17 protein-coding genes, 1 pseudogene and 2 CRISPR repeat arrays are annotated in these 26,156 nt (G+C 35.9%); of the genes and pseudogenes, 15 read left to right on the forward strand and 3 right to left on the reverse strand.

Annotation, left to right across the window (positions count from 1 at the left end; translation table 11 throughout):
- The first annotated feature begins 116 nt into the window (after nucleotides 1-116).
- Nucleotides 117-3,132: direct repeats of the CRISPR family, unit length 24 nt; unit sequence GTTAATCTCTTATAGAATTGAAAG.
- A 373-nt stretch (nucleotides 3,133-3,505) separates the two neighbouring features.
- The 9 genes from AC3OCB_RS00005 to cas6 all read left to right on the forward strand — a co-directional run bounded on the left by AC3OCB_RS00005 (nucleotide 3,506) and on the right by cas6 (nucleotide 12,225).
- Nucleotides 3,506-3,868, forward strand: a complete 363-nt coding sequence (locus AC3OCB_RS00005) for a hypothetical protein (protein ID WP_498340082.1) — start codon at nucleotides 3,506-3,508, stop codon at nucleotides 3,866-3,868.
- A 1,418-nt stretch (nucleotides 3,869-5,286) separates the two neighbouring features.
- Nucleotides 5,287-5,898, forward strand: a complete 612-nt coding sequence (gene csa3 / locus AC3OCB_RS00010) for a CRISPR-associated CARF protein Csa3 (protein ID WP_498340083.1) — start codon at nucleotides 5,287-5,289, stop codon at nucleotides 5,896-5,898.
- Between the two features lie 98 nt (nucleotides 5,899-5,996).
- Nucleotides 5,997-6,404: a type I-A CRISPR-associated protein Csa5 gene (gene csa5, locus AC3OCB_RS00015; RefSeq protein WP_498340098.1), complete on the forward strand. Its 408-nt coding sequence runs from the start codon at nucleotides 5,997-5,999 to the stop codon at nucleotides 6,402-6,404.
- On the forward strand, nucleotides 6,401-7,399 hold the full coding sequence (gene cas7a / locus AC3OCB_RS00020; protein WP_498340084.1) for a type I-A CRISPR-associated protein Cas7/Csa2: 999 nt from the start codon (nucleotides 6,401-6,403) through the stop codon (nucleotides 7,397-7,399). The genes csa5 and cas7a overlap by 4 nt, the downstream gene beginning before the upstream one ends.
- Nucleotides 7,400-7,401: 2 nt before the next feature.
- Nucleotides 7,402-8,124, forward strand: coding sequence for a type I-A CRISPR-associated protein Cas5a (cas5a, locus tag AC3OCB_RS00025; protein WP_498340085.1), 723 nt, complete (start codon nucleotides 7,402-7,404; stop codon nucleotides 8,122-8,124).
- A complete protein-coding gene (gene cas3 / locus AC3OCB_RS00030) occupies nucleotides 8,108-9,631 on the forward strand; it encodes a CRISPR-associated helicase Cas3' (protein WP_498340086.1) in 1,524 nt (507 codons plus the stop codon). The genes cas5a and cas3 overlap by 17 nt, the downstream gene beginning before the upstream one ends.
- Nucleotides 9,628-10,341, forward strand: coding sequence for a CRISPR-associated endonuclease Cas3'' (locus tag AC3OCB_RS00035; protein ID WP_498340087.1), 714 nt, complete (start codon nucleotides 9,628-9,630; stop codon nucleotides 10,339-10,341). The genes cas3 and AC3OCB_RS00035 overlap by 4 nt, the downstream gene beginning before the upstream one ends.
- Complete coding sequence (gene csaX / locus AC3OCB_RS00040; protein WP_498340088.1) at nucleotides 10,322-11,350, forward strand: type I-A CRISPR-associated protein CsaX; 1,029 nt, start codon at nucleotides 10,322-10,324, stop codon at nucleotides 11,348-11,350. The genes AC3OCB_RS00035 and csaX overlap by 20 nt, the downstream gene beginning before the upstream one ends.
- A gap of 5 nt (nucleotides 11,351-11,355) precedes the next feature.
- Nucleotides 11,356-12,225 carry a CRISPR system precrRNA processing endoribonuclease RAMP protein Cas6 gene (cas6, locus tag AC3OCB_RS00045; protein ID WP_498340089.1) on the forward strand — a complete coding sequence of 290 codons (870 nt, stop codon included), beginning with the start codon at nucleotides 11,356-11,358 and terminating at the stop codon, nucleotides 12,223-12,225.
- A gap of 71 nt (nucleotides 12,226-12,296) precedes the next feature.
- On the opposite strand, the gene AC3OCB_RS00050 is transcribed toward cas6, so the two are convergent.
- A complete protein-coding gene (locus tag AC3OCB_RS00050; protein WP_498340090.1) occupies nucleotides 12,297-12,488 on the reverse strand; it encodes a hypothetical protein in 192 nt (63 codons plus the stop codon).
- Between the two features lie 3,254 nt (nucleotides 12,489-15,742).
- Nucleotides 15,743-18,739: direct repeats of the CRISPR family, unit length 24 nt; unit sequence GTTAATCTACTATAGAATTGAAAG.
- Between the two features lie 413 nt (nucleotides 18,740-19,152).
- Here AC3OCB_RS00050 and AC3OCB_RS00055 point away from each other — a divergent pair.
- From AC3OCB_RS00055 to AC3OCB_RS00080, 6 genes are all read left to right on the forward strand, one after another.
- Nucleotides 19,153-19,401 carry a hypothetical protein gene (locus AC3OCB_RS00055; protein ID WP_498340091.1) on the forward strand — a complete coding sequence of 83 codons (249 nt, stop codon included), beginning with the start codon at nucleotides 19,153-19,155 and terminating at the stop codon, nucleotides 19,399-19,401.
- Nucleotides 19,402-20,448: 1,047 nt separating this feature from the next.
- Entirely contained in the window at nucleotides 20,449-21,858 is a 1,410-nt protein-coding gene (locus AC3OCB_RS00060; RefSeq protein ID WP_498340092.1) for a TM1812 family CRISPR-associated protein, read from the forward strand.
- A 442-nt stretch (nucleotides 21,859-22,300) separates the two neighbouring features.
- The gene (locus tag AC3OCB_RS00065) at nucleotides 22,301-22,603 is read left to right on the forward strand and encodes a hypothetical protein (protein ID WP_498340093.1); all 303 of its coding nucleotides are present in this window, start codon (nucleotides 22,301-22,303) and stop codon (nucleotides 22,601-22,603) included.
- A 155-nt stretch (nucleotides 22,604-22,758) separates the two neighbouring features.
- The gene (locus AC3OCB_RS00070) at nucleotides 22,759-22,899 is read left to right on the forward strand and encodes a hypothetical protein (RefSeq protein WP_498340094.1); all 141 of its coding nucleotides are present in this window, start codon (nucleotides 22,759-22,761) and stop codon (nucleotides 22,897-22,899) included.
- Nucleotides 22,900-22,932: 33 nt separating this feature from the next.
- The gene (locus AC3OCB_RS00075) at nucleotides 22,933-23,175 is read left to right on the forward strand and encodes a hypothetical protein (protein ID WP_498340095.1); all 243 of its coding nucleotides are present in this window, start codon (nucleotides 22,933-22,935) and stop codon (nucleotides 23,173-23,175) included.
- Nucleotides 23,111-24,742, forward strand: coding sequence for a hypothetical protein (locus AC3OCB_RS00080; RefSeq protein WP_498340096.1), 1,632 nt, complete (start codon nucleotides 23,111-23,113; stop codon nucleotides 24,740-24,742). Before AC3OCB_RS00075 ends, AC3OCB_RS00080 begins: the two co-directional genes overlap by 65 nt.
- Nucleotides 24,743-24,768: 26 nt before the next feature.
- Here AC3OCB_RS00080 and AC3OCB_RS00085 read toward each other — a convergent pair whose 3' ends face one another.
- Together AC3OCB_RS00085 and AC3OCB_RS00090 are read right to left on the reverse strand one after the other, a co-directional pair.
- Entirely contained in the window at nucleotides 24,769-25,332 is a 564-nt protein-coding gene (locus tag AC3OCB_RS00085) for a hypothetical protein (RefSeq protein WP_498340097.1), read from the reverse strand.
- Nucleotides 25,329-26,156, reverse strand: a pseudogene (locus AC3OCB_RS00090) (hypothetical protein); the annotation flags it as partial. The pseudogene AC3OCB_RS00090 and the gene AC3OCB_RS00085, both read right to left, overlap by 4 nt.

Genomic DNA, 26,156 nt, shown 5'->3' on the forward strand with positions numbered 1-26,156 from the left:
CCCGGGTTTTGAAATGATACTAAAGAATGTTAGAAAAATTCTAAGAAATGATATGAGAAAAGCTTATAATAGGAAAAGAAGTAATATAAGACAGTAAAAGGGTATAAAAAGTTTCAGTTAATCTCTTATAGAATTGAAAGCTTCCTCACACACACCCACGTCCTCCACCTCACCACAAAGTTAATCTCTTATAGAATTGAAAGGGACAAATTTGACCAACGACTAGTATGTCTGCTGTTAATGTTAATCTCTTATAGAATTGAAAGTCAAAGAACTTATTGAAATTAGCCATAGGATCTATGATAAGTTAATCTCTTATAGAATTGAAAGATATCTTGTCCGTTTACGTCCCATATTAAAGAAAAGTTATGTTAATCTCTTATAGAATTGAAAGCTTTACGAATTAGCTCTAATCTCTCTACATATTTGTTAGTTAATCTCTTATAGAATTGAAAGAAAAGGATTGTTTAGGTGCTGGGACAATACCTGGAGTAAGTTAATCTCTTATAGAATTGAAAGGCAATTTGTTAAAGCAAGTCTCAAGTGTCCATGAATGTACTTGTTAATCTCTTATAGAATTGAAAGAGGTATGTCATTCTCGAGGACAACACTCTAGCGCAAGCAGGTTAATCTCTTATAGAATTGAAAGAAGGCGAGAACACCGCCTATATTGATCGCTACCCATGTGTTAATCTCTTATAGAATTGAAAGATTAACTGGGCTCTGCTAAACTGTCCGCTTTTATATAAGTTAATCTCTTATAGAATTGAAAGCTTTGTTAGTATATGAAATTGAATTAAAGGGGCTCTTACTGTTAATCTCTTATAGAATTGAAAGTTATAAAACGTGGTAAAACTACTAACTCTTTGACTTCTGGGTTAATCTCTTATAGAATTGAAAGTACAGTAATAGTTCTATGGGGCTTTCTATCCATTTCTTTAGGTTAATCTCTTATAGAATTGAAAGTATCTTCGTAATCCTGCAACTCACTAAGAGCTTTCTGTATGTTAATCTCTTATAGAATTGAAAGTGAGTTTTCTATATCCCACGCTGTGATACCAAGTCCAGCTGTTAATCTCTTATAGAATTGAAAGATTAGAACTACGGAAGTCATGACTTTCCCCTCTTATTCTTGTTAATCTCTTATAGAATTGAAAGTCGAGAGGAATTAAAAATGCTGTATAACTATCAGAATATCCATATGTTAATCTCTTATAGAATTGAAAGTCTTTGCTAGTAAAAGCAGCTACTCCCGTTTTTTTCTCCTGTTAATCTCTTATAGAATTGAAAGATATATTATAATAGGATATATTGCGTGTTTATCTTTTCTCTGTTAATCTCTTATAGAATTGAAAGAGCCATACAAAATCCGTTCCAAACCCTGAACCAACTTAGTTAATCTCTTATAGAATTGAAAGTAGCTATATTTTCGATGTTTTGAGGTTTCACGTCCATTTTTGTTAATCTCTTATAGAATTGAAAGATATTATTATATATAGGATATATACGCAAATTGATTTATGTTAATCTCTTATAGAATTGAAAGTATTTATTGGCGGTGCAACTATTGTCACTTCTTCTACTAAGTTAATCTCTTATAGAATTGAAAGCTATATAAAGCTATCTATTGTATTTTTTCGCCCTTATTTACGGTTAATCTCTTATAGAATTGAAAGTCATCATTTCAGCAATTTTTTCTTCTAATGATCTAGGTCTTGTTAATCTCTTATAGAATTGAAAGAAAATCTTTTATTTCCCCTATTCCCATGGGGAATTAACCGTTAATCTCTTATAGAATTGAAAGCAGATCAAACTAGCACAAGTTAATTCAGTGACAGCACCAAGTTAATCTCTTATAGAATTGAAAGTTCTTCCTCTTCCTCGTCATCACAGTAGTTAATCTCTTATAGAATTGAAAGAAAGTGAACCTATATCTTCAAATAAAGTTTCAAGACCGGTTAATCTCTTATAGAATTGAAAGGTTAAAATGAAAAAAAGAATTTGACTTATACTATTCATCATGTTAATCTCTTATAGAATTGAAAGTTCTAAACACTGGCTTTCACGTGAACCAAGGAATAAACCGTTAATCTCTTATAGAATTGAAAGTGGTGGAATGTATATTGCCTCGTGTTCTTGCAGTTCCTCGTTAATCTCTTATAGAATTGAAAGTCAAATTCTCCATCATCTTCATAATTATTCGCTGCCATAGTTAATCTCTTATAGAATTGAAAGCCAAGATGGCTTTTCCCACGTTTAACCCCCCAGTAAATGTTAATCTCTTATAGAATTGAAAGCTTTCTGAGCTCTGGAGATATTCTCGGTGTAACGCCTTACGTTAATCTCTTATAGAATTGAAAGATATGATGAACCCTTTTCGTCTTGTTTTGGGCTACCTCTAGTTAATCTCTTATAGAATTGAAAGTTAACGAAATTAATGTACTCTTCCATGGTTATCACTCACTCTGTTAATCTCTTATAGAATTGAAAGTCTTCAGAGGCTACAATAATTGTTTCTGCTACGGGGCTAGGTTAATCTCTTATAGAATTGAAAGTAGTTTCCACGTAGAAACAACTAACACCTTGGGTTTTTGTGTTAATCTCTTATAGAATTGAAAGTTAATATCCACATGTTCAATAAAGCCAGGTGTTGTACCAAGTTAATCTCTTATAGAATTGAAAGAAATGGTATTTATATTTTACATGCGCTCTCAACGCGGGATAGTTAATCTCTTATAGAATTGAAAGAACTTAGAATATGCCTCGACGGTACATAGACTGCTTCACTGTGTTAATCTCTTATAGAATTGAAAGTATACTACTTCAACTACGGTACTATTTACGGGAATACTAGTTAATCTCTTATAGAATTGAAAGATTCCTTGCATTGATTGTAACGTTAGACCTACATAGTAACGTTAATCTCTTATAGAATTGAAAGGTGTTCTGTAAGGTAGTGTTGGTCTGGATTTTTTAGACTGTTAATCTCTTATAGAATTGAAAGCCTGCTAATCCACCAATTGCATAGATTGCTGTTTTCTTAGTTAATCTCGTGTTGAATTGAAAGATAAATGTATAGCTCAGTAAAGGAGAGGACGAGGACGATATGTTAATCTCCTATAGAAAGGCAAGAGTATCGTGGCTGTCTGAAAAGTAGGTTGTGTAAAAGATAACAGCATATAACAAGGATAATAATTCTAAATAACTCAACATTTAATTTTGTTATTTATAGGTTTTCTACAGAGCTTTGTAATAAGAAAACTTTAAATAAAGCTTTTTATTAAATATACTATGGAGGCTCCCCGATAAAAAAAGGAATGAGGTGTTCCTCCCCCAGGACCCCTCGGGAGGGTTCCCGAGGGGAGTGATGGGGAATAATGAGTTTTGAAGATTTTTATATTCCACGAGGGCTATCAATCGAGATTTACGAATAATCTGACCAAGAGATTTGTCAAGTCTCTTGGTAAGTAGAAACCCTTATAACTATTTGAAAGAAGGCTCATATATGAAAAAAGTTTATGTTTTCGTCGATGAATCTTACAGTTCGGCAAACTTTTCCTTCTATGTTTTATCCGTAGTGTGGACGGAGAAAAATATATTGCCAGAAAGCATAAAGAATAGGGCTTTGGAGAGATTATCATATAAGATAAGACGAAGAAGGAAATTCCATTTTAGGGATGACCCTGACGAAAGTAGAAAAGTTTTCCTTGAAGAGATATTAAAATCTAAAATTAACTTTGGAGTGCTACTCTTCAACAAAATACCAAAGACTTGCGAGGAATATGCAGATTTTTACGTCATAAGCGTAATAAACTCAATTCCAGTCTCTAACTCGCTTATAATAATAACAATTAGGAAAGGGATGTGATTTAGAGGGCGAAGCAGTTAAAAAATTACAAAAGAGAGTAGCATTTAAAGTTCTCTATGCTAGCAGTGCACCCGGATCTGAGATTGCCGATTACATAGCTTCCGCTTATCGACTTTGTTTAAGTAAAAGAGAAAATTTCTGTGAAGAACTAGAGAAAAAGTTAAAGTTTAAAAGGTTCATATGGTAAACTAACGGTAAGAAGGACTAACATTAGTGATGAAGCTACAATGGGTAAACTCGAGATAGAAAGGTAATTCCAGATTCAACGGGGAAAAAGATAACTAAAATGTTTCTAATGTGTAACGGAATAATAAAAAGGACTTGGAAAAGCAGAAAAAAGATAGCTCATAGTAATAACTAGTCAAGTGACTGAAGATTGAAACACTTAAATTTTCTCCTCTCATAGCCCAGTAGAGAACCTATAAATAACAAAATTAAACGCAGAATTATTTAGGATTATTACTCTTATATGTTGTTATCTTTAACGCACCTCCCTTTCAGTCAGCCACGATACTCTAGACCTAACGAAAGAACCGCTTTTCCTTTTTATTATTGAATACATAGTCCCAACCATCGAACCCCCTTTTGTACTCTTCTGACAAATCTTTTTCATCCTCTTTCTGTCACCCTAGATATATTCGGTATATCCTATTCCTTGCAGGCATTATTACTAAAAACTATGCTTTCTTTCAGCAATGTGATCTTCTTCCGAATCAAATCCCTTGTCACTAATGATGATATCGATCTTACTGATTATTTCCTTATCATACTCTTCAGTATCTTCTTGAACTCCTTTGAATCGTGAGTACCTCTAAAATAAACACTGTATAAAGCAGCTATCTGTGATTTATCACTAATAACTAGGGTTGTTTTGGCATATTTTTCTTTGCACCCCTACAAATCGTTAAGCCTCTTATCACAATGAACATGAATCACAGAAAGCCATGTACTATCAGCAACCATTATATTTCATGGTCTCAAGAAAGGTTTCATATCTTCATTTAAGGCAAAAGCATGATTTCATGTTTATTCACTTCAAGAATTTCGAGGTCGACATAAAGTGAAGAATTTAGAAGAAGAGAAAAGGACTATAAATTCTGAGTTATTACTTGAATAGCATCTTCGTAACTTATATTTCTCCAGACCTAGTTCTGCAACATGATAAAGAGCTGACATTTCTTTTTTGAGAACTTAGAGAAATAGGAGGGAGACTTGGTATAATCACACTCTGTTTAATCAATTTGTACTCCTCTTATCCAATGAGAAATCGGGATTTTACGATAAGTCGTAAACCCAGAAAATCACACCGAAGCAAACAATTTGATGAACATTCCTCAGAGCGCTTCCAGCTCAAACCAACTTTTCCTATTCTCCGAAATAGGGAAAAATTTAAATCTCTTTTTCCTTGATAAAGGATTATGATAGCAATCTTCACGTTGGGGTTCGACATAAAATTTCAGATAAGAGCTTTGGTGAAAAGGGCTAAGAGCATTGAAAAAGTTGTTACTATAGGCGGATTTAGCGAAGAGAAAGCCAAAAAAGCGTTAGAGGACTTCACATCCTTCCTTAATCAAGTTGGCATGCCCTACGAGTCAATAGAAGTGGATCCCCACGACTTTCAAGGCATTGTAGTAAAGGTCGGTAAGCTTATCATTTCCAACCCCGGGGAAGAGTTCCTCATCAATTTGAGCGGGGGGATGAGACTGCTGAACTTCGCTGTCTTTTCCGCTTTTCTCTTGACTGGTGTAGATGCTGAAGTTGAGATAGAGACTGAAGACTTTAAGGCCGTGTATGACTTCAGGGTCAAGGACGTATTACCCCTATCAACTCCGCTTACAAAGGACCACATAGAGATATTGAAGGCGATAAACGAGGGGTATAACTCCACAAGCTCAATAAGTAAGAGAGCTGGAGTACCCTTAACGACTACTTGGAGGAGATTGAATGAGCTGAAAAAAGAAGGGTTAATAGATGACTCCAATAACTTAACTAATAAGGGTAAAATCCTAGTGAAAATTTACGAGTCCTAGTTTTTCCTAATTTGCGGAAAAGCTTTCCCTACACATGAAAGAAAAAGTTTATTAACTTCTTTTGTTATAGTATAATTGTTGGTGAAAAGAGAGTGGGAGTGGACGAAGACAAAATAATTAGGAGGGTTTCAAATCTCTTGGCTACAGCGTTTTTGTACAGTGACTCGCCCACACTCATAGACCGGTTTGCTAACGCGTTATCTAAGGAGGCTGTGACTAAAGTCTTATATGATGTCCAAAGGGTGGTTGAGGTAGGGATTGACAATAATGAGATCAGAAATACTAAACCCGAAAAGGGGGAAGGCAACATGATTGAAATAGTGAAAGAGGAAGAAGGAAATAAGAAGGTGATATATAAAGTATTCGGGTATCTCCCTACAGATCAAGACATTGAAAATTTTTTGGGCATGATTGAAAAGGATGTGTATTATGCAAGGAAGGCTGGTGCTCTAGCTATGAGCACCGCAAACAAACTGAAGCTAAGTCAAGGTGGTGAGGAGCAGTGATAAGCGGTTCAGTTAGGTTCTTAGTAAACCTTGAGTCCCTAAACGGTGTAGAGAGCATAGGTAACCTTACTAAGCATAGGACTGCTCCAGTTGTGGTAAAGGCATCCGGCGGAGAATATCTAATAAGGTACGTCCCAGTGATATCTGGGGAGGCACTAGCCCACGCATACCAAGCTACACTAGTAGATATTTCAAAAAGCATGAAATTACCAGTAAGCTCATTTTCCTCCCAGTATGAGTTCATTAAGTTCTCTACGGACGAGGTCTTAAAGCAGGAGAACATTACCCCACCTAAAGACTATGACGACGCGAGGAGGTTTGAGGTAGAGGTAATGCTGAAGGACGTGGTAGCTGATGTAGGAGGATTTATGTATGCTGGGAGAATACCAATAAGGAGGACGTCAAGGATAAAGTTCGGCTACATGATCCCTGCACTGCAAGGGGAAGAAATACCGGCACAGCTAGAGGCCCAGTTCCACGTAAGGTTTTCCAATAGAGCGGAAAAGGACAGACAAGCAATATTCAATGTAGAAGTCTCGTCAGCACTCTACGTCCTCTCTTTCGAGCTAGATGAGGACTTAATAGCTGTACCGTCTACTGTTGGTGAGAAACATAAAGACGAGGCAAAGCTGGAGAGCGAGAAACAAAAGAGGGTCGAGGCAGCGATAAAGGCGCTATACTCAGTACTCTCTGGCAATTTTGGAGGGAAGAGATCTAGGTTCTTGCCATCAATGAAGCTGATGTCCTTAGTAGTCACACGCACAGACTTCCCGTTCATTCCAGAGCCTGCACACGAAAACAACTATGTGGAGGTCACAATAAGAAGGATGGAGAAAGCAAAGAACATATTCAATGGAAAGACTGCCGAGGCTTATGTGATAAACAACGAGGGACTGAATGTCCCAACTAACGATAAAAATGTTACATCTAACGTTAATAATATGTCTACAGTCGAAGACTTGATAGATGAGTTAGTTAAGAAGGTAAAGGGATAAAAATGATTTACTCAAAAGTTTTTTTAAAGTTACACTGGGGTTTTTCTGTAGTCAAACCCACTGCAGCTAAGGCTAAGTCCGCTTTTTACCTACCTCCTCCTACCACTCTTATTGGGGCTTTATCTTACTACAAGTTTAGAGGGATAGACACAGACAGGGTAGGGAAAATTGGTGGGAGCCCTGCATATAAGCTTAAGGGTGTTAAGGCTACAGCTAGGCTAGCCTCTGAAGGTACTTACATAGAGGACATAATAAGGAACGTCCTTAGTTACTTCCAAAGGCCAGAGAGAAGGCTAGACCCTACTTACAAGTTCGGTGTGGTCCCAACTGGCAAGGTTTACTCCCCCGGTGGAACTCTAGTAGCTGTTTATCTCACTGACACAATGAGCAAAGAGGAGTTAGAGAGGCTAAGCTGGGGCATAATTAGAATTGGCTGTAAAGAATGTCTAGTAAGCGTTGAGGACGTTGAGATCGGAGAGGCAAAAAAGGTCTCTGCAAAAGTTACTACCAAGTACTATTTCCCAGACAGGGTGAAGATTGTTGAAAACGAGGAGTTTACTGAATACGTTACATTCTGGGACGAAAAGGCGTACTTGTGGGGTGAAGAAGGAACACCAGAGAGGTATGTAGTGCCCCTTAGGATCTATCCTTTAAAGAGCAAAGAGGTAACGGTTGAGGCTAAAGAAGCTTATGAAGTCGGTGATGAATATGTCGTGCTTGCTTGACCTCTACTACGATTTCATAAAGGCCAACAACTTTACCCCTAGGAAGGGGATTGAAGAAACTTTGGAACATATCGAAAACGGGCACAACGTAATTTTAAGAGCCCCAACCGGTTATGGGAAAACAACATTAACTGCAATACTGGCTAACGCAGTAGCACAAGGGTGTGGGGATTTTGCCAGCAGGGTTATCCACGTTTTACCTTTTAGGGCAATAGTCCAAGACTTATATTTGAAGCTAAAGGGCTATGCGGAGAAACAAATAGTCAAGACAAACAACATTGGGGCCCAAGACATGGACTACCACGACTCCCCATATTTCATGAGAAAAGTCAATGTTACAACACTGGACACGTTCATTTTGAACCTCTTTAAGCTTCCTGCAGTAGAACTAAAGCAAGTTTTTCAAGACTACGGCTCACATTTTGAGCTCCCAAGAGCAATGATATACTCGAGTATTGTACTTTTCGACGAGTTCCACCTATTAGGGGAGGAGGGGAAAAGCTTGACAGCTGGATTGGCTGCACTAGAGGCGTTAAAAGAGGCTGGTGTGCCGGTTATAGTTATGTCAGCCACAATTGATGACGAGTTGCAAAAGATCTTGGAGGACTCCCTTGGAAAGGAAACGAAGACTGTTAATCCCACAGACTACAACATTGACAGAGAGATTAAAGTTGACTTCCTAGACAGCGAGGAAAAGGCATTAGAGACAGCAGAAAGAAAATTGAAAGAAGGTAAAAGGGTTTTGATTACTTATAACACTAGGATAGGGGCTATAGATGCATATAAGAAGCTGAAAGATAAAGGTCTATCACCACTTCTAATCCACAGCAAGTTTAACAGAATAGACAGGACTGAAAAAGTGAAAAGGATACTATCTAAAGAAGATAATGAAAGGGCAAAACTGGTGATATCAACCCAAGTAATTGAAGCTGGGATTGACACCACATTCGATGTGTTAATAACTGAAGAAGCACCCTCACATAACCTCATCCAAAGAGCCGGAAGGGTAGCAAGATATGGAGGTAAAGGAGAGGTCTACATTTTCCCGTTTAGCGGAAAGGTGTATGACGAGGAAGAGGTTAAGGAAACGAGCGAAAGGGTAAAAGGGGTAAAGATGATTAACGAGAAAATATTGTTAAATAGGAATTATAAAAACCAAATACGATACACATTATTGCACGACCTAGGAGTTGTGGACACTTCAGTCTTTATGGGCTCAAAGGCAGTTATGGAGTTACACAAGAAAGTCTGCTCATTAACTAGGGACGCAAGCATAATACTAGGCTTCCCACCAGGTGCAGAAAAGCCAGAAGAGGCAATTCCATTGACTGAGGAAGAGGCTATAAGTATTATAAAGAAGAAAGGTAACTCAGCTTATGTATTTGGTACTGAGCACAAACCAGCTTATGTTAAACTCAATGGTTGTCTTCAGCTCGAATTCCTCAAATATAATATTCTGGGTGTCAGAATAGATGATTATAATAGTGAAATAGGTGGTGTCTTATGAAACCTTGTGCCTACACAAATCAATCCCTTTTAGACCATTCAATAGGTTCTTATGAAATAGCGGTTAAACTAATTAGTGATAGTTACTACAAGGTTATAGTGAATAGGTTAAGCAAGGCGGAGATTAGCTTAACGGTGGATGAGGTCAAAGATTTGGTTAAAGACGCTGTTTTACTCCACGACATAGGGAAGGCAGGAAAATACTACCAAGATAAATTTGATGAGGAGTGCAACCCAAAGACCCCAAACCCCTCTTTTATTTACCACGAAATAGGGTCAGCACTCTTCTTTTATTATGATTATGACGCAGATAAAAAGGTTAAAGAGCTCTTGGCTCTTTCAGCTATCAACCACTTAAATGCAATCAGAGGGATAGGTGACTTCTCCCCTAATAACAAGCCTTATGGCTTTCAAGATTCTATGATACACCTTGAAAAATACGGGAACTGGCTTTTAGATGAGCTAAAGGGAAGACGCTTGATATCTAAAGACATTAAAGCCAAAGACTATTCTTTTGAAAAATTCTACGACATGCTGTATGCTTTTGGTAATAAGAAAGGTAATTACAACTATTTTAAGTTATACAATCTTTTTTTAGCCCCCGTCATGATAGGGGATAATTTAGACAGCAATTTAGTTAGGTCGAGTGATAGAAAGAGAGGATTCATAAGAAGGTTGGAAGGTGAGATAAATGCAAGTTCCACTTTATAATATATTTGGAGATAACTACATATTACAGTTAGCTTCAGAAGCAAAAGAGGCAAGGATAACGACAAAGTATGTTGAAATTGAGGATAGTGAACTAGAGAAAGTACTGGGAATGGCATCTGAGATCGCTGAAGATAAAGAAAAGTCGCAGAAGAAGTTCTATATACCACTGAGCGGAAATGACAGGAAGCCATGGGAAGAGGCGCTGTCGTGCTACAATATCCCTCAAACTACTGCACTGTCTCAGATATTTAGGGGCTTCTCAAAAGTAAAGGAGTGCGACGAGGTCTCAGCCCCCTCTTTTATAAAACCAGAACACTATGAGTTCGGAAGGGTTCCAGGGAAAGTTGAAAAAGAGAAGATAGAGGTGGAGCCCCACTATGTTATACTAGCGGCAGCAGGATGGGTCTTAACTAGGATTGGCAGTGCTAGGGTAGGGAATAACGAGTTTGTTGGTGTTAATGTATTTTCACCTCAAGGGGGGATACTATATGGGTTAGATAAAGGACTAGAGAACTCGTACATACCGGGCATAAGCCCTGAAACGGCTTTTTCGCTCTGGTTAAGCAAAAAAGTCAGCGACTTGGTAAAAAGCAACATAATGGTGAGCTTCTTGAGAGTATATATAATGACTGATGCTGGAGGAAATAAACCAAATGTAATAAACGGGGGTTTCACTATAGATGTCGGTAAAATACTAAGCAAGAGAGAGTTATTAACGAAAGAGCTAGAAATAATAGCCAAAAGAGCACTTGAAGTAGGTGATAGAGGAGATAAAGAGGACAAAAATAAAGACAAAAATAAAAAAGAGCATATAGCGAGGGATTATTACATAAGACTTGTAAACTACATTTATGAGTATATTAATGGGTCTAAAAGGATAGAGGACTTGCTGTACTTTGCTAACAGAGACTTACTGATGAACCTAGATTCGGACGACGACAAAGTAAAAGAGTTGAGATGGATCTCAGCCTATGTTAACGGAGAGCTACGCAAAGAGCTTAAAAGGTAAGTAAAATGACACAAGTCTTCAGAATCACTCTAGTCTTAATCCCTCTGCATAACGTGATTTTGCCGACCCCTTCCTCTAAAGTAATAAAATACTTAATATCTAGTGGTCAGCTCTTTCCCTCACTTAAGCCCCTAGTTTTTTCAAGGGACAAATATAAGCCTTTACTTATCTCAAATTTAGGGCTTAACGGGAAGAGGATAATAGAAAGAGATAGAGAGATTAACGCTAACACGCCACTTAAAGCCTCTATCTCCTTCTCCAATGTAGACCCTTCGTTGTTAATCTCAGAGACAAGCAAGGACGGGAAATTCAGCACACCCTACGGGGAGTTCTACATCAGTGTTGACAACGTAGAAATCGTGGACATCAACGAGCTAAACCAAGAGATAGAGAAGAACTTGGACAAAAACATTAACGTCGTGTTTAAATCCCCAGCTATTCTGTCCTCAAAACTGCTGTTGCCTCCCTCTGCAAAAGAGAGGTTTAAGAATATCGACGTTGGTTTCTCCCCCTTACCCTCAGTTGGGCTTATATCTGCACACGCCTACAACATATACTGCAACGTTATTGGGAAAAAGGAGATAGAGAATAGAGCCTTCAAGCTAGGAGTGCTTTCTAACGCCCTTTCTAGAGTGGTTGGTTATAACTTAAGGCCAGTAACAGCTGTAATAGGGGAGGACAGCAAAGGGAGACCCAGATATACTAGGGGTGTTGTAGGGTGGATAAAGTTTGACATTCCCTATGAGAAACTGAAGAGAAGTATGTTGAAATACTTGATTGTGGCGTCGTATCTGGGTATTGGGAGGAGTAGAGGTATTGGGTTTGGAGAGATTGAGGTGAGTTTTAGACCTAGGGAAGAGAATTCTCATCAGTAACTGTTGTGACGGAGTAAGGCCAATACTTATGTACATTCAACTCTTCATTTCCCAACGCCTACTTTTCACTCTCAACTCCAGGTGGGCTTCTCTATGTCGCTAATTATAAGAAGTCTCCTCGTTTTCTGTAACGGTATAGACGAAGGATTTGAATATGAATAGAGCATTAACACGTTTTGTACTTCTCTTGTCTTAGGTGCTCTTCCACCCGATCTGAATAAAGAGGGAACTAATTTGTTGTTGCCTTGCAGAGTCATTATCATTTTCGTTTAGTGTATTAGTACATTGTTTTTAAGAAAAGAATTATATCATGTTTGGTACAAAAGAAAGATCAGATACTTTAAGATGAAAATTATAAAGGGGATTACATCATTTTCTCTCTAGTCTAAGTTCTAATTCTATTAATTTTCTATTTTATTTAAAAAACATAAATTCACCAGAAGTTTTATATTGGACGTTCTTATCTTGTTTATATTAACGTCCCCAAAAATTTTTGGGAGATTAGCACTAAAACGTATTGTTGGCGTACATAATCTTTAATTCTATAGCAGATTAACAGGGAAAAAGAACAAGAGGTAAGTTTTAATTTATCAGTCTATTACGTTGAGGTTAAAGAAGAACTAAAGTTTGATAGCGAGAGACTGTTAGGTACCCTCAATTCTTACTTTACGCTTTTTGAGTCATACAACGAAGATGAAAATCCACTTGTGGCAATAGTTGTTTCTGAACCTTTCAGCTTTGTTTATATTATAAAGGATAAGAACAAGGATAACATCTATGCGATTGAATAGGAAGTAACTAACTAAATAGCAAAAGAAGTTAGAAAGAAAAAAGCTAAGATAAATATGTGAGCTAAATCAGAAGTAGATAATGTTTTCGTTATTAACAAAAACTTTGGGCATAGCTACGAAAAGATTGAGACAAGAGGGATAAGGTCTGGAGTGATCTTCTTCTTTTTAACAACATAATAGTACGTACAAGAAGTTTAACTACTTAATAATGAAAAAGATCGAGAATGAGTACCATAAACTTGGACAAATTTAGCTAACATATTTCTCTCATTCTCACTTTTTCTGATAACAGGTTTTGCTACATGAACCAAAGCAAAAACTCGTTTATTTCTCAAAATTCATTTATGATCGAAAGTCGTACTCTAAAACCTTATTCTTATGCCATTAATTAAAGCAATGAAGTCCATTATAATAATAAAACAAAACGTGACTGCGATTATAAACCAAACATCTGATTTACGTTTATATTCTAGAGTCTTTATAAAGACAGGAATACCAGACACAAGACCTATTGCTGCAAGAAGCTTTGAGCATATTATATTGTTTATACAATAGAACCCAGCAATACTGCTGAAAATGGACACTAAACAAAGCAATGTTGTTTTTGGTTTATCGTAAGAGTACGATCTTTTAATAAACCTCCTTCTCGTATTCACACCTAAACATCTTTGCCAACAAGAGGGTGTCGCGTGGACTTGGTTTAGCTTTCAATTCTGTACTAGCTTAACTCGGGTATTTAAACTTAACTAACGCATTTTTGCGAATTTTCTTTCAATTCTATAGTAGATTAACAAGCAGTGCTAATGCAACATGGGTTGCGATAAATATAGGCTTTCAATTCTATAGTAGATTAACATTGTGTTAGGTTGTGCATATACTGTCTTTGGTGACTGATACTTTCAATTCTATAGTAGATTAACCTGAAGTGAGAAGAATTTACCAAGAGAGGTTTAACATAACTTTCAATTCTATAGTAGATTAACTCAGTATAGTTTCCTGGTAATACAGAAACATTGGCATAAGTATCGCCTTTCAATTCTATAGTAGATTAACTGAATAAAAAGATAATATTCGGAAACACAGAAGGGTTAAACTTTCAATTCTATAGTAGATTAATATATTTTCTAAGTTGATCTATTTGTTTTTCTGCTACTAAACTTTCAATTCTATAGTAGATTAACCAAGTTAGATGGATATTAGTAAAGAATAAAGTGAAGTTACTTTCAATTCTATAGCAGATTAACATGTTGATAGCGTAATATAATAAGCATTCTAACCACGTCTTTCAATTCTATAGCAGATTAACGCGTTGCAACTGCCTGGATTCAATGTGGGGAAATTAACAACACCCTTTCAATTCTATAGCAGATTAACCCAAGAATTTTACTCAGAGTCACTTTCATCACCTACATCCTTTCAATTCTATAGCAGATTAACATTATTAGAGGCTCTACAAGGTGAAACCCATGAATGAAGCTTTCAATTCTATAGCAGATTAACTTGATGTAGCATTTTCTTTATCTGCTCCTAGTTTTGTAACCTTTCAATTCTATAGCAGATTAACCCTTTATTGCGTGTTTTGTGCAAAAAACCCCCACTTTTTCCCCTTTCAATTCTATAGCAGATTAACTCAATTCACAATGTAAATGCAGAAGATGGACAATATTTATCTTTCAATTCTATAGCAGATTAACATAAAAGAGGGATATGTAAAATGAGCATAAAAGAATTATCCTTTCAATTCTATAGCAGATTAACAGTAGAAGGCGTAATAAACGTTTGCATCGTAATAACTTTCAATTCTATAGCAGATTAACTGAAGACCTTTATATTCAAGTACTAAGTAAAATATCTTTTCTCTCCATTATAAGCTTTTCTCTACCATTTCTTACAATTTATTTCAACTAAGTTTACATCATTTCAAAAGCCGGGATTTTAACGCATTCTCTAAAGAGGTAATGAATTTAGGCTAACGTCCTACCCCCTAACGTCTCTACGTCTAAGGAATTTCACTTGCAAAACCGGGACAAAAAATACAAAAAATTAAGTTGTACTTATATAAATTGGTAAAATATATTCATTGCATCCTAAAAATAAATTATAAGGTTTTACTTAGTTGCGGGCAAGAATTGCATAACGAAATAAGCAGTTAAGTTTGAAGTAATAACAAAAATGAGAAGTCCTCTTTAAATCTAGCAAAATGCAGATAAAATAATCATAACTTCTTAATTGACAGCCCATGTTAAAAGTCGTTAACGAGTACCTTTGTATGGGTAGAGGACTCAGAATTTTGAACCTTTATAGAGTCTAAAATTTCAGAACCACGATTGTTCTTGAATTAGGCTATCATTTTAAATTTGATGTCAAATGAGAAGTTGGTAAATGTGATAAAACCGTTGATTATAACGAGCTTGTAGAGATTTATCATTTAAGTTATGGATATAAGAGAGCAATTATTTTAGAGAGAGATTTTTGTATAGTCCTATGAAGAAAAATTGGAAGTCTGAATTTTTTGTCCCGGTTTTGCAAGTGAAATTCCTTAGACGTAGAGACGTTAGGGGGTAGGACGTTAGCCTAAAATCATTACCTCTTTAGAGAATACGTTAAAATCCCGGCTTTTGAAATGATTTAAAGTTATAGTGGAAAAATTGTAAGAAATGATAAGAGAAAAGCTTATAATAGAGAGAGAAGATATGTTAATTAGTACTCGAGTATAAAAGTCTTCAGTTAATCTACTATAGAATTGAAAGCCTCATTATCTAACATCAAAGGCGTTATGTCTCCGTAAAGCAGTTAATCTACTATAGAATTGAAAGCTAAGCACCGAAAACACTTCTGCAAATCTCTTCAGAGTTAATCTACTATAGAATTGAAAGTCTTCTCTTGTTTTTCTCTTACTTTAACAGGAAAGATTTTGTTAATCTACTATAGAATTGAAAGACAAAAACCTTAAAAACATGAACAAAGAGAATCATGTATGTTAATCTACTATAGAATTGAAAGCAAATTCATTACTTCTTTATTTGGTTTCTTATAATCTGTGTTAATCTACTATAGAATTGAAAGATAATATGCAGGTAGATTATTCAGTACATATTTATACATGTTAATCTACTATAGAATTGAAAGTTCTCACTCCCCCTTCAGGGAGTAATATCCCACCTCTAGGTTAATCTACTATAGAATTGAAAGTATATTGACATACTTGATTGAACACACAATAACCACATTCCGTTAATCTACTATAGAATTGAAAGAATCTATCCTCTATTTCATCATCTGGATAACCCAGCTCAGTTAATCTACTATAGAATTGAAAGAAATAAGATTGTAGCATAGAATAATTTTCACCGAAATATGAGTTAATCTACTATAGAATTGAAAGAGACCCTAAGAACAAAGACCAAGTTTTAAAACTTTTTTCCGGTTAATCTACTATAGAATTGAAAGTTAAAAATTCCCTTAAAATTCCCTGCATTATATATAGTTAATCTACTATAGAATTGAAAGGAAGATGATATCTGTGGAGACATTGTAATTCTGACTGGAAGTTAATCTACTATAGAATTGAAAGTTCTATCAGGATTTTTATGATGAATGTGTTGTATTGCAAGTTAATCTACTATAGAATTGAAAGATGAGAAAACGCCAGCGATTAAGAAAGCCATTAGAAGAGCCGTTAATCTACTATAGAATTGAAAGTTTATTGAGCTCCATATAGGTTGTTTTTTATAGATAAAGTTAATCTACTATAGAATTGAAAGCCAAGGATTTAGACAAACTAAGAGATTTATTTCATTTTTGTGTTAATCTACTATAGAATTGAAAGATAGTATATATTGGCGAAAGTATATGGGGAAAACGTCTTTCGTTAATCTACTATAGAATTGAAAGCCAAGGGACGATAACTATACCAAATCATCTTATTTGTTTGTTAATCTACTATAGAATTGAAAGCTTAACTTTCTCGCTTCTCACTAAAAAGCCATGCAAAAGTTAATCTACTATAGAATTGAAAGATCCCTCCACTATAAATAGCGAAAAAGACGTATATAAAGTTAATCTACTATAGAATTGAAAGTCTTTTATGAGTGTCGGCCCCCACTCTTTCAGACCGCGGGTTAATCTACTATAGAATTGAAAGTCCTTCCAAATAGGGTTGTGCTCCCCCTTTTATTGATTGAGCCAGTTAATCTACTATAGAATTGAAAGTTTAGGGCTAAAGGGATATGCTAATGAGAGCGGAAAAATGTTAATCTACTATAGAATTGAAAGTTCGGTTTTCGCCATATAATTCATTTTTCGCATACTCATGGTTAATCTACTATAGAATTGAAAGTCCATCAGTACCTAAGTAATGTATTGCGTAATAGTAGTTAATCTACTATAGAATTGAAAGATTAAACATTATATGCGGACAACATTACTAGATTTTTTCAAGTTAATCTACTATAGAATTGAAAGATTTTTTCTAACAATCTCTTTTTAAATTCAGAGTTCATTTTCGTTAATCTACTATAGAATTGAAAGAATAGATTTAGCTGTCTCTTTATTCTAGTACAGCAAATCGGTTAATCTACTATAGAATTGAAAGAACTCCATTTTTGTATACGAAAATCTCACTGTACTCAAGTTGTTAATCTACTATAGAATTGAAAGCTTCTACTGTTGGAAGAGGATATTCTTTTCTTACCTCAGTTAATCTACTATAGAATTGAAAGGAAGGAGTAGTACTCGCTGATCGCTTCGAAATAGCTGAGTTAATCTACTATAGAATTGAAAGCTAATGTAGCTAATTCTAATGGCGAATAGATATCTAACGCTGTTAATCTACTATAGAATTGAAAGATTTCGCTTAACTTTTTGACGACGCTGTACAAGCCTCCGCGTTAATCTACTATAGAATTGAAAGTTTGTACTTCCAATATACTTTATAGCGACCCGCCCCAAGGTTAATCTACTATAGAATTGAAAGTTATTAATAAAGAGAAAAGGAAAGAGAAAGTTAATCTACTATAGAATTGAAAGCGTTTATTTTCTCATCTCTGATGTAAGAGATCGCAACTGTTAATCTACTATAGAATTGAAAGTTTTTTGCTTAAGGCGATTTTCCTAAGTACTAAGTTGTGTTAATCTACTATAGAATTGAAAGATTTCATAGCTTATTGTTTTATATTCTCTTACTTGTTCTGTTAATCTACTATAGAATTGAAAGGCAAATAGATTTCCAATGTTGTGAGCTATTGAACCTATATGTTAATCTACTATAGAATTGAAAGTATAAATAACCTGCGAAGTAGCGTTTTGAGAATGCTGGGCTGTTAATCTACTATAGAATTGAAAGCTTTGCCACTTCTTTCCCATATTTTCATTTTGTACATAGTGTTAATCTACTATAGAATTGAAAGTCGGCGTTGGCCCAAGTGCGCCTAGTCATGCGACAGCGGTTAATCTACTATAGAATTGAAAGATTTTCAATATAGTCTTCCAGATCATATCTTATCTCATGTTAATCTACTATAGAATTGAAAGTTATAATATAATAACAGTACACTCACACAGTATCGGCGTTAATCTACTATAGAATTGAAAGATTGACGAATTCAACAAATTATTCCTTAAAAAGATAATGAGTGTTAATCTACTATAGAATTGAAAGTCAACGTTGTTGAATATCTCGTATTTGTCTTTTAAGTTGAGTTAATCTACTATAGAATTGAAAAAACTATTGAGTGTCAGCATACTCAAATTCAGTATTAGAGTCAATCTCCTACAATATTGAAAGTCTCGAAATTAGTTTTTTGATATTTCATATTGTTTAAATGTTTGTCAGATGGACGTATAGAGTCAAAGACTTTTTGAAACAAGGACGAAAGGAAAATCCAATGCTTACTGAAAGAGAGTAAAAATATGGGAGACAATAGGGAACTAAAAAGTTAAATATGAAGTTACTTTCTCCCGTATCCCTTTATCTAATAAACCTTGCTTTGTGCTTTTCATCAACAATTACTTATACGTCGTAGAATACCACAACTCCCTCTCTGATCCAAGTTACACTATTTTAGTTATAAACCCGCAGACTTCTCAGATAGTAGAGGAGATTTAAGAAGCTGGCTCGATAAAAGGAATGGTATATGTGGATGGTCAAATATATACTGTAAGTAGTCCTTGGCAAAACATAACAAATTTCCTAGAGACTGAATGCCTAGTAAATCTCGCAATTATAAACCCGTCAAATAATGGTACTGTTAGAGTAGCGTATGTAAGTGTGACCTCAGAACCGTTTTTCTTCCCTCTGGAATATTACAATAACCAACTTGTTTTAATAACAGTTGGCTTGCATGGCAGTTACATATACTTCCTATCTCTAAGCGGAAAGGGATAATTACAAAGGATAGAGGCGCTTTAATCGCTTTGTACTCATAAACTTACGCTTTAATAACGTCAGCAAAGATTGAAGGGACATATTTAACTTCAGTTAACATAAACCTAGTACAATTCAGCCCATGTTAAATGAAATTATAATAAAATTTAACGACGTTAGTCCGTTAATCCCCCACATCCCTGATAAAATAATTCTGGCGGTTGACGTGGATGGTAATATAAGTATAATAAATGCCTTTGTGTTTTATTTCTGATTTTTTAAAGGAAGCTTTTCGCATTTCTGATAGAACTTTTTCCTTCAGTTACGTGCTGAGGAAGCTAATACGTAAACAACTTGAAACATAAAGCTAGACATTTTGTAAACAACTTTTCGTTTAACAAGGGATTATTTTTAATCGTTTTCCCTTTTACTGGACAACAAGGGTTGGGAATTCCAGTTCCGAATTTCTCATCATTTTAACTGAGGCTCATAAATAAAAAAGTAGCAGGAAAACTCAAATTTAAGCTAAATAGTGATTGGCTATTCTTCTATGACTATTGTACTGAATTGGGACTAGGTAAAAACGTAGAATCTAGCTAGAGTCTTGATGAGATCCTTGCGTATATAGTCCTTTTCATCTTATTAGATGATAGTAGATGTCTTTAAGTATCCCTATCATCCCTTATTTACTTAAAACTGCTTCCCTCAACTAGGAAAATCGGTACTTGCACAAAAGAGCTGATCATAGAAGCGAAAGGCAAATTTTGAAAAACTCCTTTTATGAAGATTTTTGTACCATGTAAAATTAAAGAAACTCCTTACGTAACAACAACCTAACCTGCTTCCTTTATGGCAAAACCTTCATTCTGACAAACTATTATCTGTATTGCTATAAGACCTTAACTCTGAGGAAAAGTCATGCTAACCTCTCACTACGTTATCACATCCTTGCCTTGTTCATCCGCTTTCCTATTTTACCTTAAGCTAAGAACTTATCGAAGTCTATAGCTATCTTCATATAGAAACTAACTTTTTAAAGCTTTTAAATACCGAGTAAGAGTATTTACTATGCAAGTTTACATCTCAACTTGGGGCGACCCAAGTGGCTGGTCAAAGGTAAAATACATAAAGAAAAATGGGAGTGATGTAGACTCATTTACAGTCCTCTCAGCTTACGATGACTACGATAAAATCCTCCTTCTAGTTCAGGACTCAATCCTTGTACATAAGCCCAGTAGAAATGTGGACATAAAGGATTGCGTTGATAAGACTAGTGACACAGTGCTAGACCCCTTTAATAGCTTGTCAGACCCCTCTGAGGCGTATAAGAATTGGTTAGGAACGGTAAAAGAATACACCCTCTGTTCTGTTCAGAAAGCGGGGGTTGACAATGACAAAGTTACGGTCATTGTGCTCCCCGGGATAGGGAAGTTTAAAGGTCAATCAGTGGAATATCACTTCGGAGTCCTCAACGTTAAGCAGAAAAAAGTTCCAGCTCAACCTTCATCAAATCAAGGCGCTCCTAACATGCAAAAGAAAGTCTATTTACCTCTGTCTTACCTTGAGTCGTTGTTGGCTTATAACCTTTACAATGAGTTAAAGGAAATGAAAGTTGAGAAAATAGTCCTTGACATAACCCATGGGATAAACTACTTTGCTAGCCTGGCTCAAACTGTTGCAACTAGAATTGCCTCGTTGCTTAACGTAAAGCTTGAGGTTATAGATTTCATACCAACTGAGATGAACGCTGAGTACATGTACGAGAAAGTCTTTTCGCAGGACAGAGCAAAGTTTGACATTGAAAATATAAAAGAGCTAAAGGAAGGGCAAAAGAAGGCATTGGTCTTATCCCTTCAGTTCGGCTCAATCCTCCCTATATTTTATATATGTAGAAAAAGGGAAAATGGGATGCCGGATTACAGTCAGACGTTCATAGGTAGCACTAGAATAACAAAAGAAGGTCAGAACACATTCTCTGTTGTCACTGACCCAATCCAAGATTTGGACAATAGCGATGAGGTTTGGGCTGATTTAATCTTTAATCATGTCTGTGAGAAACTCAAAGATATAAAGGATCAAGGTGGCTACTACTCCTTACAAGATTTACGAAAAATGTTACAAGAAACAGATGAAGGTTTGTCTAATTTCCTTTCTGAGACCGCGGTAAGTATCATAAACGATCAGCTAAACGACATCGAGTTTAGAGCTATGAACTCTCTAAGCGTTGGGGAAGAGAAGATGTATTATTCCATCTACCCAGGTGGAAGAGAGAGCGCTGAGGAAATGCTTAAAAGCAAAGACGTGACTAGAAGGAACTTTATAGCACATGCTGGATTTCTGAAAGAGATAATAAAGGTGAAAAGGGCTGGTGAAAAGGAAGCACTTGTCAAATACCATTTTGAAGATGAGAAATATAATGACGTCCTTAAAGAGATTTACGGATTTAAAAAGGAGTTTCCCATCAGCCCTTCAACTTAATTACCAAATTTCTAGCAGTAACAAGTTAACTGAGAGTTTGCGGACTAATACTTAGTTGGCTGAAAGTTCTCACGCCTGCTGTATGTTCGTGGATCTGTCTCCAATACGGTTGTGAAACATTTTGAGGGGGCGTGGAGTAATATAGCCATAATTGACAGTCCTTGTTTTTCTTCTAATAACTTTCAATATGATAAGAGGCATAACGGTTTTGCCTTGAAAGTAAAGGAGAAGTACGTTAAAGCAACAACAGTTGTTGATAATAAATCGCAAATAATTGATTAATTTGACATTCCCTTAGATACAATTCAAAGGAGACGTTAGAGGACATGGACAAGGGATTAGTTAGTAAGTTCAGAATCATCATTGGTGATAAGAGACATGACTTAAAGGAGAACTGCATTATTGGCAAAAAGCACAGACTTCGAGCAATAATACCGGAGGAATGTACCAATACAACGAAAAAGAGGGGAACACAAAAAAGATGAAAAAGCATTTGCCTAATGAGTACAGAAGGAGATCGATAGCTGAAACCACTCATTCAGTAATAAAGAGGAAGAGCGGTTCATTTGTTAGGTCAAGGATTCCGGGATTAGCTGAAAAGGAGATTGCGTTAAAGATAATAGCATATAACATAAGGAGAACAATAATTCTAAATAATTCTATATTTATTTTTGTTATAATTAGGTTTTCTACAGAGCTCATCCCCGCCCTAAAGGGCGGGGCTTTCAGTTGTAACCTCCGTTGATTTTGCAAATCTAAAAAGCAGATATCATATAATTTGTATTCTTGTTTTTTCCTACATTCTTTTCTGAGTCTTTCAAATTTTTTAAGAAAGAGAAAAGTTGTTTTCCGCCTATCTCCCCTTTTTAAATCTCTTATTTTGTTAGAGCAGTGAGTAGTATGAAAAACAGCAAGAACGAATACAGCATAATCTACGCAATAGCATACTTTTTCTTCAGAAAGAGAACAAGACGAGCGATATCGCCTAATTTTGGAGTAATAATTTTCTTGATAATCACTGTAGCAACTCTAAACGTGTAGATGTACGTCATACAGCAACAAGCTGAGGTTGGAGTGAGTAGTGCCGAGTATTTACAGACTATAAATCAAGAACCACTAGTCTATGAAATGTGGCACAATGGAGTCATAGAGCTAGCAACAACAAGGCCATTCCTCATTACACACATAATATTGCCAAATGGAGAGATAATTAACAACTCAATCTCAAAACGTGATACCGCTAGGAGACATCTTGGTTGGCAATGCGTCATGGGCAATCATAGTTACAGACAGAGGAACATGGTACAATATAACTAAGCTAACTGATCCACTCTATACCCAAATTGATCCAGAAGGACTTTATTATGGAATTCCATGGAACTCTACTGTGTTGCAAAATGTTGGTCTAATTCCAAACTTCTATGTAACACAGGGAGTTGAAATGTTGAACTTCACAGCAACTAAAGTCAATGCAAATGCTGGTATATATAATCAAGTATATGGGGTAACAGATGTTCTTGCTGTAACTTATCCTAGCAATGTTACAAATGGATGGGTAAATATAACTTACTATGCACCAGTGCAACACACAGGAAATGTGTCAAACCCATACTTCTGGAACTATTATATGACTTTGCATCCTACTATCTTAGGAATAGGGGCAGTTTCAGCCACAAAGAACCCATTTACATATCCATATTACTATTTGCTTATAACTACAAATCCATATGCATGGATGATGGACCCAATATGGTATAGTGCAATATATGCGAATGCAAGTTTGACATATTATAATTATGTTGAGGCAAATGAGACACCAAGTTATATAAATAATCCGCAAGGTGCAATTAACTTCACATATGATTACATCAACACAACACTTGGAGTTTATGTACCAATATATAATATAAGCAATGGGAATATTGGGTACTTATACATTCCATTTTCCGTTTTCGAGATAACCAATGTTTTGGCTTATGTACCTAGTGAAGTAACTGGAAGTGCATGGGCACTTACCGACACTGGATGGTCAGAATATAAACCTGCAAATGTTATCGGGGGTCAGTGGGTTCCTCTTGGGTATTCGTGGGTTGTTGCACCATTAGAGTATACACCATATCTTGGCAATGGAATATACCCAATAATACAAGCATATGACCCCAACAATATCCCAGGGCCAACATTTATTGACTTCCCAGCATCTAACTATACTGGCTTTCCATCATACTATGGCATAAATTACACATATTTACTAATACATCAATACGCTCTCAACTACACACCTAATGTCCCATATAAATTGCTTAAAGGTGGAGGACATGGCAGTTATGATTATGCAAATTGGCCAGAAATAACTGTATACGTACCAAGTTTGCAGGGCGGTTCGTATACCACTTCAACTGGTCTAGTCCCCCCATATCCTCAAGCTAACGATAGCATAGATATTCCAGCAATTCAATACAACCCGATATATTGGAAAATTGCTGAGGGAGGAAATCCAAACAACCTTGAAACAATAGCACAAGTTGGATATAATGCATATGCAAGACCTATTGTACAATGGGGCAACTCACAAACCACTATATATGCAAATCCTTCGTGGAGCGTAACACTGTTAAATCAGACAAACGATCCAATAACTATGTATAGGCTTGCAATGAACATGTACACTGGTCAAGTACTTTTGTATGGTTACGACCCAGATACTGGCAACTGGATTTTGTTAATGAATATGTTGCTGTCGTGGCCACCTGGACAGCCATCTGGCTTCGAGTTTATTCATTACTTGCCAATATACATAACAGCACCATATGGAACTTACTTGTTAGGTGTAAGGACAACCGGTTTCCCACCACAAAATATGTATCATCCACCAAATGGATAAAAAAAGACAATATCTTTTTCCCCTTTTTATTCATTTTCCCTCTTTTTACCTAAACGAGCTAATACTATAATAGCAATTGCGACAGCTAATATTGATGAGACAACTCCAATTGTTACGTCTTCTGTTGGTATTTGCGTTTGTGGCATTTCAGTTGTTAATGAAGTTGTGGAAGTAGAGGTATTTGTAACTGGTTGTCCAATTATTAGTTTCCTCATTAGTGACGCGTTTTGTACAAAGTTAATGTATACTACTGTGTTATGAGTGAAGTTTATGAAGTAAGCATAATTACCAAATATCCAATCAGATGCTGGACTTCCATTTACCTCAAAAGGATAATCTGACTCAATAGTAATTGATATGTTTGTTGGAACTTCTGCATATCCAGTACTAGGTATACTGATATAGTAATATGATTCAACTGGCCCCCAGACAAGGTATATTGTTTTTGACTCATTAAGTACGAATAGTATAGTGACATATTTTGTTGATGCAGTAGTATTGATAATATGCCCTTGTTCAACTATCCCTAGCTCTGGCACTAGTGCGATGATGAGTAATGCTAAAAATGCAAGAGCTAGAATTCTGTTCATTTTCTCACCCTCCTTATCACGAAGAATGCTACTAGTACAATCACTATCACAGCTATGATGGCATAAACAGCTAGTTGACTATTGCTAGATGATGTTGATGTTGGGATAACAGTTCCGCTGTGTGGCGTTATTGTTACAGTAGTGTTTGGTGTTGGCAAACTTATTACTGTTGTCCTAGGCAAAGTACTTGTAGTTGTGCTAGTTGTTGTTGTAGTTGCATTTTTAGTTGTTGTTGCAACTAATACTGGTGTTGAAGTATTGACAATATATTGGTAGACATACGAATCGCTAGACCATTCAGATGCAGGACTTCCATTAACATAGAAATTACTACCATAAAAGATAAAGACTGTTGACTTTATTGGAACATAAAATGTTGCAGAGCTATTATCAATGTAAAATTGTGTAAGAAAATAAGTACCATTAAATATGAGTCTACCTATTGATACAGTTAAATTGAGCTTGCCCTCGTCCACTATTGTAACTCTTGTATATTCTGATGGTGGGTATGTGACACCAGAAACGTTGAAGTAAACGTTAAGTGTAGTGTTTTGCATTACCCATCCCCAGAATGCGGTGGTTATTAACGTGCCATTGCCAAGCCAGAACGGTTGATTTGATGTTAATATAACTTGATTACCAGCAAGGACTTTGAAAGTAGTAGTCTTGTTTATTGTTTGATAATTAACTGTTAGATTTCCATTTCCATAGATGTTAATTGTTAAATAGACATATTGTGCTGTGCTTGTCGTGGTTGATGCTATTGAGAGTGTGCTTACTCCCGCTACTATTGCTATCATAAAAAATGTTATAAAAACTAATCC

The sequence above is a fragment of the Sulfurisphaera sp. genome (assembly GCF_059755235.1).